At 71.3% G+C, this 16,584-nt stretch carries 14 protein-coding genes; 13 read left to right on the top strand and 1 reads right to left on the bottom strand.

Annotation, left to right across the window (positions count from 1 at the left end; translation table 11 throughout):
• Positions 1–115 precede the first annotated feature (115 nt).
• The 4 genes from E4623_RS06045 to E4623_RS06030 are packed head-to-tail and all read left to right on the top strand — an operon-like array spanning position 116 to position 5,110.
• Positions 116–985, top strand: a complete 870-nt coding sequence (locus tag E4623_RS06045; protein WP_134765631.1) for a branched-chain amino acid ABC transporter permease — start codon at positions 116–118, stop codon at positions 983–985.
• Positions 982–3,072 (top strand): branched-chain amino acid ABC transporter ATP-binding protein/permease, encoded by a 2,091-nt coding sequence (locus E4623_RS06040; RefSeq protein ID WP_134765630.1) that lies wholly within the window; start codon positions 982–984, stop codon positions 3,070–3,072. Before E4623_RS06045 ends, E4623_RS06040 begins: the two co-directional genes overlap by 4 nt.
• Positions 3,069–3,782 carry an ABC transporter ATP-binding protein gene (locus tag E4623_RS06035; protein WP_134765629.1) on the top strand — a complete coding sequence of 238 codons (714 nt, stop codon included), beginning with the start codon at positions 3,069–3,071 and terminating at the stop codon, positions 3,780–3,782. The genes E4623_RS06040 and E4623_RS06035 overlap by 4 nt, the downstream gene beginning before the upstream one ends.
• A 41-nt stretch (positions 3,783–3,823) precedes the next feature.
• Complete coding sequence (locus tag E4623_RS06030) at positions 3,824–5,110, top strand: acyl-CoA dehydrogenase family protein (RefSeq protein ID WP_134765628.1); 1,287 nt, start codon at positions 3,824–3,826, stop codon at positions 5,108–5,110.
• Between the two features lie 482 nt (positions 5,111–5,592).
• Here E4623_RS06030 and E4623_RS06025 read toward each other — a convergent pair whose 3' ends face one another.
• Positions 5,593–6,402 carry an IclR family transcriptional regulator gene (locus E4623_RS06025; protein ID WP_134765627.1) on the bottom strand — a complete coding sequence of 270 codons (810 nt, stop codon included), beginning with the start codon at positions 6,400–6,402 and terminating at the stop codon, positions 5,593–5,595.
• A gap of 209 nt (positions 6,403–6,611) precedes the next feature.
• On the opposite strand from E4623_RS06025, the gene kduI reads away from it, so the two are divergent.
• The 9 genes from kduI (at position 6,612) to E4623_RS05980 (ending at position 16,309) form a co-directional block, all read left to right on the top strand.
• The gene (gene kduI, locus E4623_RS06020) at positions 6,612–7,394 is read left to right on the top strand and encodes a 5-dehydro-4-deoxy-D-glucuronate isomerase (protein ID WP_245154929.1); all 783 of its coding nucleotides are present in this window, start codon (positions 6,612–6,614) and stop codon (positions 7,392–7,394) included.
• Positions 7,391–8,155, top strand: a complete 765-nt coding sequence (kduD, locus tag E4623_RS06015) for a 2-dehydro-3-deoxy-D-gluconate 5-dehydrogenase KduD (protein ID WP_134765625.1) — start codon at positions 7,391–7,393, stop codon at positions 8,153–8,155. The genes kduI and kduD overlap by 4 nt, the downstream gene beginning before the upstream one ends.
• Before the next feature lie 155 nt (positions 8,156–8,310).
• On the top strand, positions 8,311–9,408 hold the full coding sequence (locus tag E4623_RS06010) for a sugar ABC transporter substrate-binding protein (RefSeq protein ID WP_134765624.1): 1,098 nt from the start codon (positions 8,311–8,313) through the stop codon (positions 9,406–9,408).
• A gap of 62 nt (positions 9,409–9,470) precedes the next feature.
• Positions 9,471–10,418 (top strand): ABC transporter permease, encoded by a 948-nt coding sequence (locus E4623_RS06005; RefSeq protein WP_134765623.1) that lies wholly within the window; start codon positions 9,471–9,473, stop codon positions 10,416–10,418.
• Positions 10,415–11,977: a sugar ABC transporter ATP-binding protein gene (locus E4623_RS06000; protein WP_134765622.1), complete on the top strand. Its 1,563-nt coding sequence runs from the start codon at positions 10,415–10,417 to the stop codon at positions 11,975–11,977. Before E4623_RS06005 ends, E4623_RS06000 begins: the two co-directional genes overlap by 4 nt.
• Complete coding sequence (locus E4623_RS05995; RefSeq protein ID WP_134765621.1) at positions 11,978–12,970, top strand: ABC transporter permease; 993 nt, start codon at positions 11,978–11,980, stop codon at positions 12,968–12,970.
• A gap of 92 nt (positions 12,971–13,062) precedes the next feature.
• A complete protein-coding gene (locus E4623_RS05990) occupies positions 13,063–14,562 on the top strand; it encodes an aldehyde dehydrogenase family protein (protein ID WP_134765620.1) in 1,500 nt (499 codons plus the stop codon).
• Positions 14,559–15,215: a bifunctional 4-hydroxy-2-oxoglutarate aldolase/2-dehydro-3-deoxy-phosphogluconate aldolase gene (eda, locus tag E4623_RS05985; RefSeq protein WP_134765619.1), complete on the top strand. Its 657-nt coding sequence runs from the start codon at positions 14,559–14,561 to the stop codon at positions 15,213–15,215. Before E4623_RS05990 ends, eda begins: the two co-directional genes overlap by 4 nt.
• Entirely contained in the window at positions 15,212–16,309 is a 1,098-nt protein-coding gene (locus tag E4623_RS05980; RefSeq protein WP_245154928.1) for a sugar kinase, read from the top strand. Before eda ends, E4623_RS05980 begins: the two co-directional genes overlap by 4 nt.
• The last annotated feature ends 275 nt before the right edge of the window (positions 16,310–16,584 follow it).

Raw genomic sequence — 16,584 nt, 5'->3', positions numbered from 1 at the left:
CGGCTCCGCCGGCCGGACGTCGCCACCCGGCCGTCCGGCCGGCGGGCCGCAGCACCCACCCCGACCCGCCCGATCCACCCGCCCGCCCGACCCGTCCCCACCTGGGAGGACCGCCATGGAAGCCGTGGTCATCGGACTCGTGCTCGGAGGGCTCTACGCCCTGCTGGCGCAGTCCTTCGTCCTGACGTTCATCACGACCCGCACCCTCAACTTCGCGGTCGGCGAGTTCGTCGCCCTCGGCGCCTTCGCCGCCATCGCGGTGTCGTCGTGGTCGTGGCTGCCCACCCCGGGCAAGGTCGCCGTCGGCTTCCTGGCCGCCGCCGTCGTCGGTGCGCTCGTCTACCGCTTCCTCGTCCTGCCGTTCACCACGCAGGGCGAGCACGACGTCCGCTGGCTGCTGTCGACGGTGGCCGTGTCCTTCGTGATGCTCAACCTGATCACCAACGTCGAGGGGCCCTCCCCGCAGCGCTCCGACACCGCGCGGATCAGCGGCACCGTCGACATCCTCGGCGCGGGGGTCGGCAAGCAGCAGCTGGTGCTGGCCGGGCTGGCGGTGGTCATCTCGCTGCTCCTCATCGTCGTCACCCAGCGCACCAGCGTCGGGCTGATGATGCGAGCGGTCTCGCAGGACCCCGACACAGCCTCGCTGATGGGCGTCTCGCCCCGCGCGGTCGGCGCCGCGTCGTACTTCGTCGCGATGGGCCTGGCCGGCCTGGCCGGCGTCCTGTACGCCGCCACCGTCGGCGCCTCGCCCGTCATGGGCGAGACCCTGCTCGTCGCCTCGATCGCGGTCGCCATCGTCGGTGGCCTGGGCTCGCTGTGGGGCCCGCTGCTCGGCGGCGCGCTGTACGGCGTCCTCAGCCAGGTCGCCAGCTACCAGTGGGGCGCCATCTGGGGTGAGACCGCCGGGCTGCTGCTCGTCATCGTCGTCCTGGTCGCCAAGCCCGAGGGGCTCCTCGGCCGTCGCATGGAGGTCAAGCTGTGAGCACCGTCGAGAAGGACCCGACCCGCGCCGGCCGCCGCCGGGCCGGCCCGGGCGCCGCCGACCGGGGCACCCACGTCCGCTCGGCGCTGCGCCGCGACGTCCTGTTCGCGGTGGCCGCGCTCGCCATCGCGATCATCGTGATCCTGCCCGGCCGCAACGGCGAGGGCACGTCGATCTCGACGATGCAGCTCGTCGCCAGCATGGCCGCGATGACGGTCGCCGCCGTCGGCCTCAACCTGCTGGTCGGCTACACCAAGCTCGTCTCGCTCGGCCAGGGCGGCTTCTACGCCATCGGCGCCTACGGCAGCGCCTACCTCGCGCTCGACAAGGGCTGGCACCCGGTGCTGGCGATCCTCGGGGCGCTCGCGCTCTGCGGCATCGTCGGCGCGGTCACCGCGATGGCCTCGATGCGACTGCGCGGCCCGCAGTTCTCGGTCATCACGCTGGTGATGGCGGTCCTCGTCGAGCGGATCCTCAACGAGGGGAACGCGTTCGGCCGGCTCGCCGGCTACCCGAACTTCGCGCAGCACGGGACGACGGTGACCGAGCCGATCACGTTCCTCGGCACCACCTTCACCCCGCCGATGATCGCCGGCGAGGTCGCCACCGTGATGGTGCCGATCGTCGTCATCACCGCACTCGTCGTCATCCTGTCCCGCAACATCGCCCGGTCGCCGTGGGGCGCCTCGTTGAGCGCGATCGGCGAGAGCGAGATGCTCGCCTCGCACCTCGGCGTGCACGTCTTCCGCCGCAAGGTCGCGGTCTTCGTGCTCGCGTCGGTGCTCGGCGGGCTCGGTGGCGTGATGGCCACCCAGGCCTTCTCGCACCTGCAGCCGGAGACCTTCGACATCTTCCTGACGATCACCATCGTGCTGGCCGTCGTGTTCGGCGGCAGCGGCACCGTGCTCGGCCCGGTGGTCGGCGCGGTCGCGATCGTGTGGCTCGAGCAGTCCGACATCCTCGTCGAGGCCAGCCAGTGGCAGCAGGACACCATCTCCGAGTCCTGGTTCCTCTCCACCTCGGGCCTGGTCGGGGTGCTCTTCCTGCTCACGCTCTTCCTGATGCCGCGCGGCATCGTCGGCACCGCCGGTGCCGTGGTCGCCGCCCGGCTGCACCGCCGCGACGCGGCCGAGGCCGACGGCGCCGGTGGTCTCGACGAGACCAGCGAGGAGCTCGTCGAGGACCTGACCCACGTCGTCCACGAGAAGCCGGCGCCGGGCTCGCTGCTCACGCTGACCGACATGGGCAAGCGCTTCGGCGGGCTCCAGGCGGTCGCCGGGCTCGACCTCTCCGTCGACCGCGGCCAGATCCACGCGGTCATCGGCCCGAACGGCGCCGGCAAGTCGACCCTGGCCAACCTGGTCACCGGCGTCTACAAGCCGTCGTCGGGCCAGGTGACCTTCGCCGGCAACGACCTCACCGGCCAGGCCCCGCACAGCGTCTCGAGGGCCGGGATCGCGCGGACCTTCCAGACACCGCAGCTCTTCCACGACGCGACCGTGCGCGACAACGTGCTCGCCGGGTTCGCCGACACCGGGAGGACGCCGCTGTGGGCGGCGGCGCTCAAGCCGCCGTCCCGCTACCGGCGCGACGCCGAGATGCGGGTCGAGAGCGACCGGCTGCTCGCCCTCGTCGGCCTCGAGGACGTGCCCGACGTCCGGGCCAGCGAGCTGCCCTACGGCAAGCAGCGCGCCCTGGAGATCGCCCGGGCCCTCGCCGGTGGTCCCGAGCTGATCGTGCTCGACGAGCCGGCCGCGGGCCTGCTCGCCACCGAGACCAGCGGTCTCGGCGACCTGCTGATGTCGCTGCGCGACCAGGGCTACGCGCTCGTCGTCGTCGAGCACCACATGGACCTGGTCTCCCGGATCGCCGACCAGGTGACCTGCATGGACCAGGGCCGGCTCCTGGCCCGGGGCACCCCGCAGGAGGTCCTCTCCGACGAGCGCGTCATCGCCGCCTACCTCGGCAAGCCGCTCGACGAGCACGGCCACGCGGTCGAGACCGACGACGGCACCACCACCACGCCCGCCGGCCCCGGCAGCACCAGTCCCAGCCCCAGTCTCAGCAACGGAGGAGACCCGTCATGAGCCTCGTCGTCGACAACGCCGAGTCCGGCTACGACCGGGCCCCCATCCTGTCCGGCGTCAGCCTGCGCGTCGAGCCGGGCGAGCTGGTGGCCGTGGTCGGCTCCAACGGCGCCGGCAAGACCACCCTGGTCAAGACCATCGTCGGACAGCTCGCGCTCCGCGCCGGCGACCTGGCCGACGACGACGGCTCCTTCGCGAAGCTGTCGTCGCACCGCCGGGCCAAGCGCGGCGTCGTGATGGTGCCCGAGGGGCGCAAGCTGTTCCCGCGGCTCACCGTCGGCGAGAACATCGCCCTCGGCCGCCGCGCCGCCGGCAAGCGCGCCGGCGGCGAGGACCCGGTCGACGCACTCCTCGACGCCTTCCCGATCGTCCGCGAGCGCTGGGGCCAGCAGGCCAACCTGCTCTCCGGCGGCGAGCAGCAGATGGTGGCGCTGACCCGGGCGGTCGCCGCGCGGCCGCGCTACCTGCTCCTCGACGAGCCCTCGCTGGGACTCAGCCCGCTCAAGACGCTCGACGTGTTCCGGCTGATCGAGCTGATCCGCGAGCGCACCGGCGCCGGCATCCTGCTCGTCGAGCAGATGGCCGACCAGGCCCTGGCCGCCGCGGACCGCGCCTACGTGCTCGAGCACGGCCGGATCGTCATGGAGGGCGACGCGGCGAAGCTGCGCTCCTCCGACGAGGTGCGCCGCGCCTACCTCGGCGTCTCCTGACCCGCGCCGTCCGCCCACCCCCACCGCCCGAGGAGGGCCCCATGTTCGACCTCACCCCCCGTGCCGCCGACCTCGTCGAGACGATGACCGGGTTCCTCGCCGACCACGTGTACCCGGCCGAGTCGCTCTACGAGGAGCAGACCTCGGCGGGGGCGACGCCCGCCGAGCAGCACCGCCGTCCCCAGCCCGCGGTGATGGAGGAGCTGAAGAAGACCGCCCGCGACCTCGGGCTGTGGAACCTCTTCCTCCCGCACGCCGAGCCCGGCCACGAGCCGTTGAGCAACCTCGACTACGCGCGCATCGCCGAGCTGAGCGGGCGCAGCCTGCACCTGGCTCCCGAGGCGATGAACTGCTCGGCGCCGGACACCGGCAACATGGAGCTGCTCTCGATGTTCGGCACGCCCGAGCAGAAGCAGCGGTGGCTGCGGCCGCTGCTCGACGGCGTCATCCGCTCGGCGTACGTCATGACCGAGCCGCTCGTCGCCTCGAGCGACGCCAGCAACATCGAGACCACCGTCGAGCGCGACGGTGACGAGTGGGTGGTCAACGGTCGCAAGTGGTGGATCTCCGGGGTCAACCGGGCCAGCTGCGAGCTGCTCATCCTGATGGGCGTCACGGACCCCGACGGCGACGCGCCCCGGCACGGCCGGCACAGCATGGTCCTGATCCCGCGCGACACCCCGGGCGTGACCGTCGAGCGCGACCTGCAGGTGCTCGGCTACAACCCCTTCGAGAGCCACGTCGAGATGACCTTCGACGACGTGCGCGTCCCCGCCGGCAACATCCTCGGCGAGCCCGGTCGCGGCTTCGCGATGTCGCAGGCCCGGCTCGGCCCGGGTCGCATCCACCACTGCATGCGGATGATCGGTGCCGCCGAGCGGGCCGTGGAGCTGATGATCGCCCGGGCGCGCTCGCGCACGACGTTCGGCACCACGCTGGTCGACCAGGGCGTCGTCCGCGAGTGGATCGCCGACTCCCGCATCGAGATCGACCAGGCCCGCCTCTACACCCTCTACACCGCGCACCTGATGGACACCGTCGGCAACCGGGCGGCCGCGAGCGAGATCTCCGGCATCAAGGTCGCCGTCCCCAACATGGCCTCCCGCGTCGTCGACCGCGCCATCCAGACCTTCGGCGGCGGTGGCCTCAGCCAGGACTACCCGCTCGCGCGCATCTACGCCGAGACCCGCATCGTCCGGATGGCCGACGGTCCGGACGAGGTGCACCGCCGCGGCGTCGCCCGCACCGAGCTCGCCCGCTTCGACGCCGCCACCACCCCCGCCCCGCACGGCGTCGCCGCCCACCTCGCGCACCTGCCGCGCATCTGACGCGCTGCCGGGGTCTCGACTCGGCTCGCGGACCGGCACCATTCGTTGGTCGAGCCGCGGGGTCTCGACTCGGCTCGCTGACGCTCGCCGGCTCGACCAGCGGACCGGGCTCGACCAACGGGCCGGCAGGTTCCGTTGGTCGAGCCGCGGGGACGGAGTCACCGCGAGTCGAGACCCTCGGACCGGGCTCGGTCGACACCATCCGTTGGTCGTGCGTCCGAGCGCTCGGCGAGGCAGGACGCTGCAGGGGTCTCGACTCGGCTCGCTGACGCTCGCCGGCTCGACCAACGGACCGGCACCATTCGTTGGTCGATCCGCGGGGTCTCGACTCGGCTCGCTGACGCTCGTCGGCTCGACCAACGGGCCGGCAGGTTCCGTTGGTCGAGCCACGGGGACGTAGTCACCGCGAGTCGAGACCCTCGGACCGGGCTCGGTGAGCAGGATCCGCGGGTCGAGACCCTGGGAGGCGGCGTCGGGGCGAGTCAGCGCACCAGGCTGTTGTCGTGGACGGAGGCGAGGCGGGCCTTGATGCTGAGGAGGGTCTCGATGATGAAGTCCTCGCGGCCGTTGTCGAGGCGGCTGATGGGGACCGCGACGCTGAGGGCGTCGACGGCGTTGCGGGAGAAGGGCAGGGCCACGCCGAAGCAGCGCACGCCCAGGCAGGACTCCTCGCTCTCGCGGGCGTAGCCCTGGACCGCGGCCTCGGCGATGATCGCGAGGACGGCGTCCTTGTCGGTGGTGGTGTTGACGGTGATGGCGTTGATCTGGTCGGGGATCATCGCCGCCCTCTCCTCGAGGGGGAGCTGGGCGAGCACGGCACGGCCCAGGGAGGTCGAGTACGCCGGGAGCCGGCGTCCGACCGCGGAGTGCATCCGCAGGGGGTGGACCGACTCGCGCTTGGCGGTGTAGATGACGTGGTCGCCGTCGAGCCGGCCGAGGTGGACGGTCTCCCCGGTCGCGGTGGCGACCTCGTCGAGCACCGAGGCCGCGCGGGCCAGGACCGGGTCACCGTCGAGGTAGGCCGAGCTGACGACCAGGGAGTGGATCCCGAGCTGGTAGACGCTGCCGGTGGGGTCGGTGTCGAGCCAGCCGCGGTCGGTCATCGTGCGCAGCAGCGCGTGCAGGCTGCTCTTGGGGATGTTCAGCCGGGTCGACAGCTGCAGCTGGGTCCCGGGGCCGTGGGCGGCGATCTCGTCGAGGAGGTCGAGGGCGCGGGCGGCGGACTTCACGGGTCCCGCGACGGAGGTCGCGACCGCAGTCGACGTGCCGTTGATCGTGTCGTGCAGCTGCATCCGAGACGCCTCCTGAGTCGTGATCTGTCGGGACCAATCCTGACATTTGACCGAACTCTACCCCAGTTCGCATACGTGGACTAGTTTCGAACTCTTGACCAGTGGCCGCCGTCACATGTAGCGTCCGGGTTCACATAGCCGAACGTAGTTCATAAGAGCGAGGGAGTTTTCCGTTGATCGAGGTGCGATATTCCACATCGCCGTCGAGCGTGGAGACAGCACGCACCGCGGACCTGAAGGACAACTTCCTCATCGAGGACCTGTTCAGCAAGGGCGAGGTGCACGGCGTCTACACGCACGACGACCGACTGGTCGTGGGCGGCGCCGTCCCCGGCGACGCCGAGCTGGAGCTGCCGGCCTGGACGGAGGTCCTCGGCGTCGAGTCGCACCTCGAGCGCCGCGAGCTGGGCATCATCAACGTCGCCGAGGCCGGGCACGTCCTGGTCGACGGCGAGAAGTTCGAGCTCGGTCACCTCGACGGCCTGTACGTCGCCCGCGGCAGCGAGGTCGTCTTCGCCGGTGCCGAGGCGGCGTTCTACTTCGTCTCCGCGCCGGCCCACGCGACCTACACCACCACGGTGCTCGAGCGCAGCACGGTCGAGCCGGTCGAGCTCGGCTCGCCGGAGGGTGCCAACGAGCGCAGCCTCTACCGCTACGTGTGGGGCCAGGACGTCCAGTCCGCCGCCCTCCAGTTCGGCATGACCGTCATCGCGGGCGGCTCGGTGTGGAACACGTTCCCGCCGCACCTGCACGACCGTCGTACCGAGGTCTACCTCTACGTCGACCTCGCCGAGACCGACCGTGTGTTCCACTTCATGGGCCAGCCCGGCGCCACCCGCCACCTGGTCGTCGCCGACAAGCAGGCCGTCATCTCCCCGCCGTGGTCGATCCACAGCGGTTCCGGCACCGGGTCCTACGCCTTCATCTGGGCGATGACCGGCGAGAACAACGCCTACACCGACCTCACCCCGGTCGCCCTGGAGGACCTGTGAGCACCTCGACGGGTCCCTTCGACCTGCACGGCAAGAACGCCGTCGTCACCGGAGCCGGCCGCGGCCTCGGCCAGGGCGTGGCCCTCGGCCTCGCGCAGGCCGGCGCCGACCTGGTCCTCGTCGGCCTGCCCGGCAGCCAGGACGAGACCGAGAAGATGATCGCCGACCTCGGCCGCCAGGTCCGGGTCGTCGACCTCGACGTCTCCGACCACGACGCCGTCCAGCGCGTCGGCACCGAGGTCGCCGGCAGCCAGCAGATCGACATCCTGGTCAACAACGCCGGGATCATCGAGCGCGAGGACACCGTCGACCTGACTCCCGAGTCGTGGAACCGGGTCGTCGACATCAACCTGTCGGGCCTGTTCTTCCTCAGCCAGGCCATCGGCCGGCCGATGGTCGAGCGCGGCCACGGCAAGATCGTCAGCATCGCCAGCCTGCTCGCCTTCCAGGGCGGCATCCGGGTGATCTCCTACGCCGCCAGCAAGCACGGCGTCGCCGGCATCACCAAGGCGCTCGCCAACGAGTGGGGCCAGCACGGCGTCCAGGTCAACGCGATCGCCCCCGGCTACATGGCCACCGACAACACCACGGCGCTGCGCGCGGACGCCGAGCGCTCGCGCTCGATCCTCGAGCGCATCCCGGCCGGCCGGTGGGGCACCCCCGCCGACATCGCCGGTGCCGCGGTGTTCCTCAGCTCCTCCGCCGCCGACTACGTGAACGGTCACGTCCTCGTCGTCGACGGCGGATGGATGGCCCGCTAGCCGGACCACCCCTGCTCGACCCGCTCCACCCCACGTACCCCCGGCACCACCGCACGACCAGCCCCACCCGAGCGGCCGCACCTGCGGCGCACGTCCTGACCCATCTCGGACCACCACCGCCGGACCTTCTGGCACATAGAGAACGAGGATCGACGATGAAGTTGAAGTCACGCCCCGCAATCGCCCTTCTCAGCCTGTCCATGGCTGCGATCGCGCTGGCGGGCTGTAGCGAGGAAGCCGCCGGCGGCGACGACAACGGCAGCGACGGTGGCGACTCCGCCGCCTGCGCCCCGGAGGACGTGCAGCTGGTCGGCCAGGTGCGCAACGAGTCCAACCCGTACGAGGCCTCGTGGCTCGACGGTGGCGACGCGTTCGCCGAGTCCGTCGACCTCGAGCAGCAGCGCCTCACCTACGACGCGGACTCGACCAAGCAGCAGGAGCAGATCAGCCAGCTCCTCGCCGGCGACACCAACTGCCTGGTCATGAACATCCTGCCGAACGGCGACTCCGACACGCTCCCGATCGTCGAGGGAGCCCAGGAGGCGGGTGCCTACCTGGTCACCCAGTGGAACAAGCCGGCCGACGTGAACGTCACCGACTACGACCAGTGGCTGAGCCACATCACCTACAACGGTGTCGACTCCGGCAAGCAGATCGGTGACGCGCTCGCCGAGGCCATCGGCGGCTCGGGCGGCATCATCGCGCTCCAGGGCATCCTCGACACCGGTGCGGCCAAGGACCGCTACGCCGGACTCGAGGAGTCGCTCGCGGCCAACCCCGACGTCGAGCTGCTCGACCAGCAGACGGCCAACTTCTCCCGCGCCGAGGCGCTCGAGGTCACCAAGACGCTGCTCGCCAAGCACGGCGACGACATCAAGGGCATCTGGACCGCCAACGACGACATGGCGCTCGGCGCGCTCGAGGCCCTCAAGGCCGCGGGCAAGGAGGGCGAGGTCGCCGTCGTCGGCATCGACGCCGTCCCGGACGCGCTGACCGCCATCGAGTCCGGCGCCATGACCGCCACGGTCTCGAGCGACGGCCCGTGGCAGGGCGGCATCGGCCTGGCCATCGGCTACTGCGTCGCGACCGGTGAGCTCGACGCCGCCGACATCACCGATGACGAGCGCGCCTGGTTCGCCGAGCAGTTCCTCATCACCGACGAGAACGTCGCCGACTTCACCTCGCCGACCGTCGACGACTCCGAGTTCGCCTGCGACAACCTCTTCAACCGGTCGCAGGGCGCGATCTCGTGACCATGACATCCCCCGCCGAGGACGTCGACGTTGTCGCGGCGCGCCCCCAGCCTCGGCGGGGGGTGTCGTTCCGGGACGCCGGTCCTCCGATCGCCCTGGTCGTCATCTTCGTGGTCTTCGCGGCCATCAGCTCTGACTTCCGGACGTTCGGCAACGTGCAGAACATCATGGACACGGCCGCGGTCCTCGCGGTCGTCACCTGCGGCATCACGTTCGTGCTGATGATGGGGTCGATCGACCTCTCCGCACCGGGCGTGATGGGCGCGGCCGCGATCGCGGTCTCGCTGCTCGTCCTGAACAACCGCAACGACAACGACCTCGGCCTGGTCGGCGTCCTGCTCGCCGTGCTCCTGGCCGCCGGCCTGGGCTGCGTGAGCGGCCTGGCCCTGGTGATCCTCAAGGTGCCGTCGTTCATGACGACGCTCGGGGTCTCGGCCATCGGGCTCGGCGTCGCGACGCTCCTCTTCAACGGGGTCCAGCCCAACATCTCCGACGAGACCCTGGCCAGCTGGGCGGTGGACCGGTTCCTCGGCTTCTCCTACCTGACCTGGATCGCGGTCGGGTGCGTGTTCGTCGGCTGGCTGATCCAGCGCTACTCCCGGCTCGGGCGCTACGCGTTCGCGATCGGCGGTGCCGAGGAGGTGCTGGCGCTCTCCGGCGTGAAGGTCGCTCCCTACAAGGTCGCCGTCTTCACCCTCGCCGGCGCGTTCTACGGGCTGGCCGGCGTGATGGTGACCAGCCAGCTGAGCGCCGGCCTCGTCCAGGCCGGCAAGGGCTACGACTTCGCCGCCATCACCGCGGCCGTCGTCGGCGGCACCCTCCTGACCGGGGGCCGGGGCGGCGTGCTGCACTCCGCCGTCGGCGTCCTGCTGGTCACCGTGCTGAACAACGGTCTCGTCCAGGTCGGGGTGAGCCCCTACTGGCAGGGCGGGGTGCAGGGCCTGATCGTCGTCGCCGCGGTGGCAGCCGCGGTGTTCCCCCAGCGTCGAAGGAACCAGGTAACGAAGTGAGCACCGATCTCCAGAAGGGCCCCGACACCACCGGCGCCTCCCCGGCCTACGCCCTCGAGGTGCGTGGCCTCGTCAAGCACTACCCGGGCGTCAAGGCCCTCGACGGCGTGGACTTCCACGTCAACCAGCACGAGGTCCTCGGCCTGGCCGGCGAGAACGGCGCCGGCAAGTCGACCCTCCTCAAGGCGCTGGTCGGGTTGGTCAAGCCCGACGGCGGCGACATCTACGTGCGCGGCGAGAAGGTGCGGCTGCGCAGCGTCGTCGAGGCCGCCGGCCACGGCATCGGCATGGTGTTCCAGGAGCAGTCGCTCGTCCCCAACCTGACCGCGGCCGAGAACATCGTCCTCGGCTCCGAGGCCGCCGGGGTGCGCAGGGGCGTCTACCGCTGGAAGACGATGCGTGCGCTGGCCCAGGAGCAGCTCGACAAGATCGGCTCCGACATCAACCCGCTCGCGCGCACCGACACGCTCACCTTCGCCGAGCGGCAGATGGTCGAGATCGCGAAGGTGCTGCGGATCGAGCAGCGCAGCCAGCACGCGCCGGTGATCATCCTCGACGAGCCCACCTCGGTGCTCGAGTCGAAGGAGATCGACACCCTCTTCGCGCAGATCCGCCGGCTCAAGGAGTTCGCGTCGGTCGTGTTCGTCTCGCACCGCCTCGACGAGGTGCTCGACGTCTGCGACCGCGTCACCGTGCTGCGTGGCGGCCAGTCGGTGGGCGACGTGGCCACCGCCGGTGCCGTCCCCGGCGACCTGCACCGGATGATGATCGGCTCGACCGGGTCCGACGACCACTACCACGACGGCGCGTCCGAGCGCGGCGACAAGGCGCTCGAGCCGATGCTCACCATCCGTGGCCTCTCGGGCGCCACCTTCAACGGCGTCGACCTCGACGTCCACGCCGGCGAGATCGTCGGGATCGTCGGCGTCCACGGCTCCGGCCGCGAGGACGTCTGCCGCGCCCTGTTCGGCGCCGAGCCGGTCTCCGGCGGCGAGGTCACCCTCGACGGCGTCAAGCTCGCGCTGACCAGCACCCGCACCGCCGTCGCGGCCGGGATCGGCTACGTCCCGGCCGAGCGCAAGATCGAGGGCATGGTCGGTCCGATGTCGGTCGCCGACAACATGACCCTGACCAAGCAGAAGTCCCGCTGCTCGGGCCCCCTGGTGGTGCCCAGGAAGCAGGCGACGCTGGTCGACGGCTGGATCGAGCGGCTCTCCATCCGCACCCCGAACCGGGGGACCGCGATCCAGCGGCTCTCCGGCGGCAACCAGCAGAAGGTCGTCCTGGCCCGCTGGCTCGTGGCCGGCGACATCAAGCTGCTGCTGCTCGACCACCCGACCCGCGGTCTCGACATCGGAGCCCGTTCGGAGGTCTACCGGCTGATGCGCGAGCTCGCCAACAGCGGCGTCGCCACCGTGCTGCTCGCCGACAGCCTGGAGGAGGCGATCGGCATGTCCGACCGCATCGTCGTGATGAGCGACGGCAAGGCGACCAAGGAAGTCAGCTGCCCCTCCGGCGGCAAGCCGACCCCGCTCGACCTCGTGAAGGAGATGGTCTAGGTGTCCACGCCCGTCCTCGCCCAGCCGGCGGCCGACGTGGTCGTCAGCGGTGGCCCGACGCCCGCGCAGCGGCTGACGTCGTTCATGCCGGTCATCGCGCTCGTCGCGCTGCTCGCGGCCCTGAGCATCGCCGACCCCGACTTCCTCACGCAGAAGAGCCTGACCGCGGCGGTCCGGACCTCCGCCCCCCTGGTGGTGCTGGCGGCCGGCGCGACCCTCGTGGTGCTGTGCGGCGGCATCGACCTGTCGATCGCGGCGCTCGCCTCGCTGTCGACGGTCTTCTTCGCCATGTGGCTGCCCGACCTGGGCGGACTCACGACCCTCGCGGTGATCGCCGTCGCGGGCGCCATCGGAGCCGTGCAGGGCCTCGCCCACGTCTTCCTGCGCATCCCCTCGTTCATCGTCACCCTGGGCGGGATGAGCATCTTCTCGGCCGTCGCACTCGTCATCTCCGACGCCGGCCCGATCCGGGTCGTCGACCGTGAGGCGACCAACTGGCTCACGACCTACGTCGCCGGCTACGTGCCGATGGCCTCCGCGGTCGCCGTCATCGTGGTCGCCGCGATCGCGTTGGTCCTGAAGCTCACGCCCCTCCAGAGCTACCTGAACGCGACCGGCTACTCCGAGTCGGCCGCTCGCCTCGCCGGCACCCCGGTCGACCTGGTCAAGGTCGGCGCCTTCACGGTCTCGGGGGCCTGCGCCGGCCTGGCGGCGGTCATGCTGGTGTCGCGGAACTTCAGCGGCAGCCCGACGATGGCCGACAACCTGCTCCTGCCGGCCGTCGCGGCGATCGTCGTGGGCGGCACCGCGATCACCGGCGGGCACGGCAGCATCTGGCGCTCGCTGGCCGGCGCGCTGGTGATCACCCTGCTGCGCGTGGGCCTGCCGATCGTCGGCGTTCCCTCGGCCTACGAGCAGATCCTCTACGGCACGATCATCGTCGTCGCCGTGGCGCTCACCCTCGACCGCTCGAAGGTGCTGATCATCAAGTAGCGATCGACGTCCACCCCCCGTACCCCGCACCCGAGCCCTCGTCCGTGGGCAACGAGCCCACGCACCCGTTCACGTCATCTGGAAGGCCCGACATGACTGTCACCTCTGACCGCACCGACCTCCTGCCCGCCGTCCGCGAGTTCCTCTCCGCCCCGAAGCAGCTGCTCATCGGCGGTGAGTGGGTCGACGCCGCCGACGGCAAGACCTTCGCCACCGTCAACCCCGCCACCGAGGAGGTGCTGGTCGAGGTCGCCCAGGCCTCCGCGGTCGACGCCGGACGCGCCGTCCAGGCGGCCCGCGCGGCGTTCGAGTCGCCCTCGCCGTGGTCGAGGTTCACCCCGCGCGAGCGCTCGCACCTGCTGTGGCGCATCGGCGACCTGATCGAGGAGCACATCGAGGAGTTCGCCCAGCTCGAGTCGCTCGACAACGGCAAGAGCCTCGCGTCCGCCCGCGGCGACGCCGGCGTGGCCGCCGAGCTGTTCCGCTACTTCGCCGGCTGGGCCACCAAGATGGAGGGCACCACCATCCCGATGTCGGTGCCCGGGCGCGAGTTCCACGCCTACACCCGCCGCGAGGCCATCGGCGTCGTCGCCGGCATCGTGCCGTGGAACTTCCCGCTCACCATGGCGGCGTTCAAGATCGTCCCGGCCATCACGGCCGGCAACACCGTCGTCCTGAAGCCGGCCGAGCAGACCCCGCTCACCGCGCTGCGCCTCGGCCAGCTGCTGCTCGACGCCGGCCTGCCCGCCGGTGTCGTCAACGTGCTGCCCGGCTTCGGCGACGCGGGTGCCGCGCTCGTCGACCACGCGGACGTCGACAAGGTCGCCTTCACCGGGAGCACCGAGGTCGGCAAGAAGATCGCGGCCGGCGCCTCGAAGAACCTCAAGAAGGTCTCCCTCGAGCTCGGCGGCAAGGCGCCCAACATCATCTTCGCCGACGCCGACCTCGACGCCGCGATCGCCGGTGCCGCGCTGGCCGGCTTCTTCAACGAGGGCCAGTGCTGCGTCAACGGCTCGCGCCTCTACGTGCAGCGCGAGGTCTTCGACCAGGTCATCGAGGGGGTCGCCGCCGCTGCCCGCGCGATCACCGTCGGTGACGGGTTCGACGCCTCCACGACGATGGGCCCGCTCGTCTCCCAGGAGCAGCACGAGAAGGTCATCGGCTACGTGCGGGGTGCCGTCGCCGACGGTGCGACCCTGGCTGCCGGCAGCGCCGACCCCGCCGCCGACAAGGGCTACTTCTTCGCTCCGACCCTGATCACCGGTGTCACCGAGCAGATGGCGATCCAGACCGACGAGATCTTCGGCCCGGTCGTCACCGCGATCCCGTTCGACACCGAGGACGAGGTCGTCGCCGCCGCCAACAACACCGTCTACGGCCTCGCCGCGGGCGTCTGGTCGCGCGACCTCGGCACCGCCCACCGCGTCGGCTCCAAGCTCCGCGCCGGCACGGTGTGGCTCAACACCTGGCACGCCGACGACGTGACGCTGCCGCGGGGCGGCTTCAAGCAGTCCGGCTGGGGCCGCGAGCTCGGCTCGTTCGGTCTCGACGACTACACCGAGCTCAAGACCGTCATCGCCGAGCTCCGATGACCGCGACCGACGTCCTGGGTCCGCACCGCATCGTCCCCGTCGTCGTCTTCGACGACCCTGCGCGAGCAGACGATCTCGGTGCGGCCCTGGTCGCCGGCGGACTGCCGGTGGCCGAGGTCACCTTCCGCACCCCCGAGGCCGGCGCCGTGCTGGGCGCGCTGGCCTCGCGCGGCGACCTGGTCGTCGGCGCGGGCACCGTGATCACCGCCGAGCAGGTCGACCTCGCGCACCGGGCCGGCGCCACCTTCGTGGTGTCGCCCGGCCTGAGCGCCGCGGTCGTCCGCCGCTGCCAGGAGCTGGGCCTCGCGGTGCTGCCCGGTGTCTGCACTGCCTCCGAGATCATCGCCGCGCTCGACCTCGGCCTCGACACCGTCAAGTTCTTCCCGGCCGAGGCCTACGGCGGGCTGGCGACGATCAAGGCCCTGTCGGCGGCGTTCCCGCAGGTGCGGTTCGTCCCCACCGGTGGCATCACCGCCGACAGCGCACCGTCCTACCTCGCCCACCGCGCGATCGCCGCGGTCGGCGGCAGCTGGATGGTCGCGCCCGACCTGCTCGCCGCCGGCCGGTGGGACGAGGTCGCCGCGCGGTGCGCCGCCGCCGTCCGTCTCTACGCGCCGTCCGCGAGCGCCGAGCTGCAAGGAGCCCCCTCGTGATCGAGACCCGTCCCGCCTCCGAGTGCGAGTTCGACATCGTCGCCCTCGGCGAGGTCATGTTGCGCCTCGACCCGGGCGACACCCGGATCCGCACCGCACGCCGGTTCGAGGCGTGGGAGGGCGGCGGTGAGTACAACGTCGCCCGCGGCATGCGCAAGGTGTTCGGCCTGCGCGCCGGCGTCGTCACCGCCCTGGCCGACAACGAGATCGGCCACCTGGTCGAGAACCTCGTCATGCAGGGCGGCGTCGACACCTCGTTGATCCGCTGGGACGCCTACGACGGCATCGGACGCACCGTGCGCAACGGGCTCAACTTCACCGAGCGCGGCTTCGGCGTCCGGGGGGCCCTCGGGGTCTCCGACCGGGCCAACACCGCGATCGCGCACCTGGCGCCGGGCACCGTCGACTGGGACGACCTCTTCGGACGCCGCGGCGTGCGCTGGCTCCACACGGGCGGGATCTACGCCGCCCTGTCGGAGAACGCCGCGGCGGTCGCCGAGGAGGCGATGGCGGCCGCGCAGAAGCACGGCACCGTGGTGTCTTTCGACCTCAACTACCGACCCAGCCTGTGGGCCGGGATCGGCGGCCCGGAGTTCGCCCGTGACGTCAACACCCGGCTCGCCGGGCACGTCGACGTGATGATCGGCAACGAGGAGGACTTCACCGCCGCGCTCGGCTTCGAGGTCGAGCACGTCGACGAGAACCTCAGCAGCCTGCCGATGGACAGCTTCGAGGCGATGGTCGCGACCGTCGCGGAGAAGATGCCGTGGTTCAAGGTCATCGCCACGACCCTGCGCACGGTCCACACCGCCAGCGACAACGACTGGCAGGCCATCGCGTGGTCGCCCGAGACGGGCGTGCTGGCCTCGAGGGCGCGCGACCACCTCGACATCTTCGACCGCGTCGGCGGCGGGGACGGCTTCGCCTCCGGCCTGGTCTTCGGGCTGCTGTCGGGCGAGGAGCTCCAGCCGAGCCTCGAGCTCGGGGCCGCGCACGGCGCGCTGGCCATGACGACGCCCGGTGACACCTCGATGGTGACCGAGGCCGAGGTCCGCTCGCTCGCCGGCGGAGGCAGTGCGCGCGTGCGTCGCTGACGACCGCTCGTCGTCCCGGCACGCGGGGACGACGCGAACCCCGCAGCCAGGCGCCCTCACGCCTGGCTGCGGCCCCCAGACCCGGCCGGGTCGCGCCTCCCTAGGGTGCGGCCCGGTCGGCTGCGTTTTCCCGGCCCGTCGCTCGGGTGACCGGACCGCGTTCTGCTGCGCGACGGCGACCTCGTCGGTACAGTCGGCTGGGCAAAAATTCACACACGTGGACATTCTCGGAACTTGGTTCACGAATCTGGACGAAGTTCTTGACTCTGTGTGAC

It is taken from the genome of Nocardioides sp. 1609 (genome assembly GCF_004522105.1).
In the GTDB taxonomy this organism is placed as follows: domain Bacteria; phylum Actinomycetota; class Actinomycetes; order Propionibacteriales; family Nocardioidaceae; genus Nocardioides.
Note: the sequence above shows the minus strand (reverse complement) of the source record. Positions and strands in the feature narration are given on the sequence as shown.

Excerpts from the sequence above, each read along its gene's own strand:
- E4623_RS06045 (WP_134765631.1), top strand. The coding sequence starts at position 116 with ATGGAAGCCGTGGTCATCGGACTCGTGCTCGGAGGGCTCTACGCCCTG.
- E4623_RS06035 (WP_134765629.1), top strand. The coding sequence starts at position 3,069 with ATGAGCCTCGTCGTCGACAACGCCGAGTCCGGCTACGACCGGGCCCCC.
- E4623_RS06030 (WP_134765628.1), top strand. The coding sequence starts at position 3,824 with ATGTTCGACCTCACCCCCCGTGCCGCCGACCTCGTCGAGACGATGACC.
- E4623_RS06025 (WP_134765627.1), bottom strand. The coding sequence starts at position 6,402 with ATGCAGCTGCACGACACGATCAACGGCACGTCGACTGCGGTCGCGACC.
- E4623_RS06010 (WP_134765624.1), top strand. The coding sequence starts at position 8,311 with ATGAAGTTGAAGTCACGCCCCGCAATCGCCCTTCTCAGCCTGTCCATG.
- E4623_RS05990 (WP_134765620.1), top strand. The coding sequence starts at position 13,063 with ATGACTGTCACCTCTGACCGCACCGACCTCCTGCCCGCCGTCCGCGAG.
- eda (WP_134765619.1), top strand. The coding sequence starts at position 14,559 with ATGACCGCGACCGACGTCCTGGGTCCGCACCGCATCGTCCCCGTCGTC.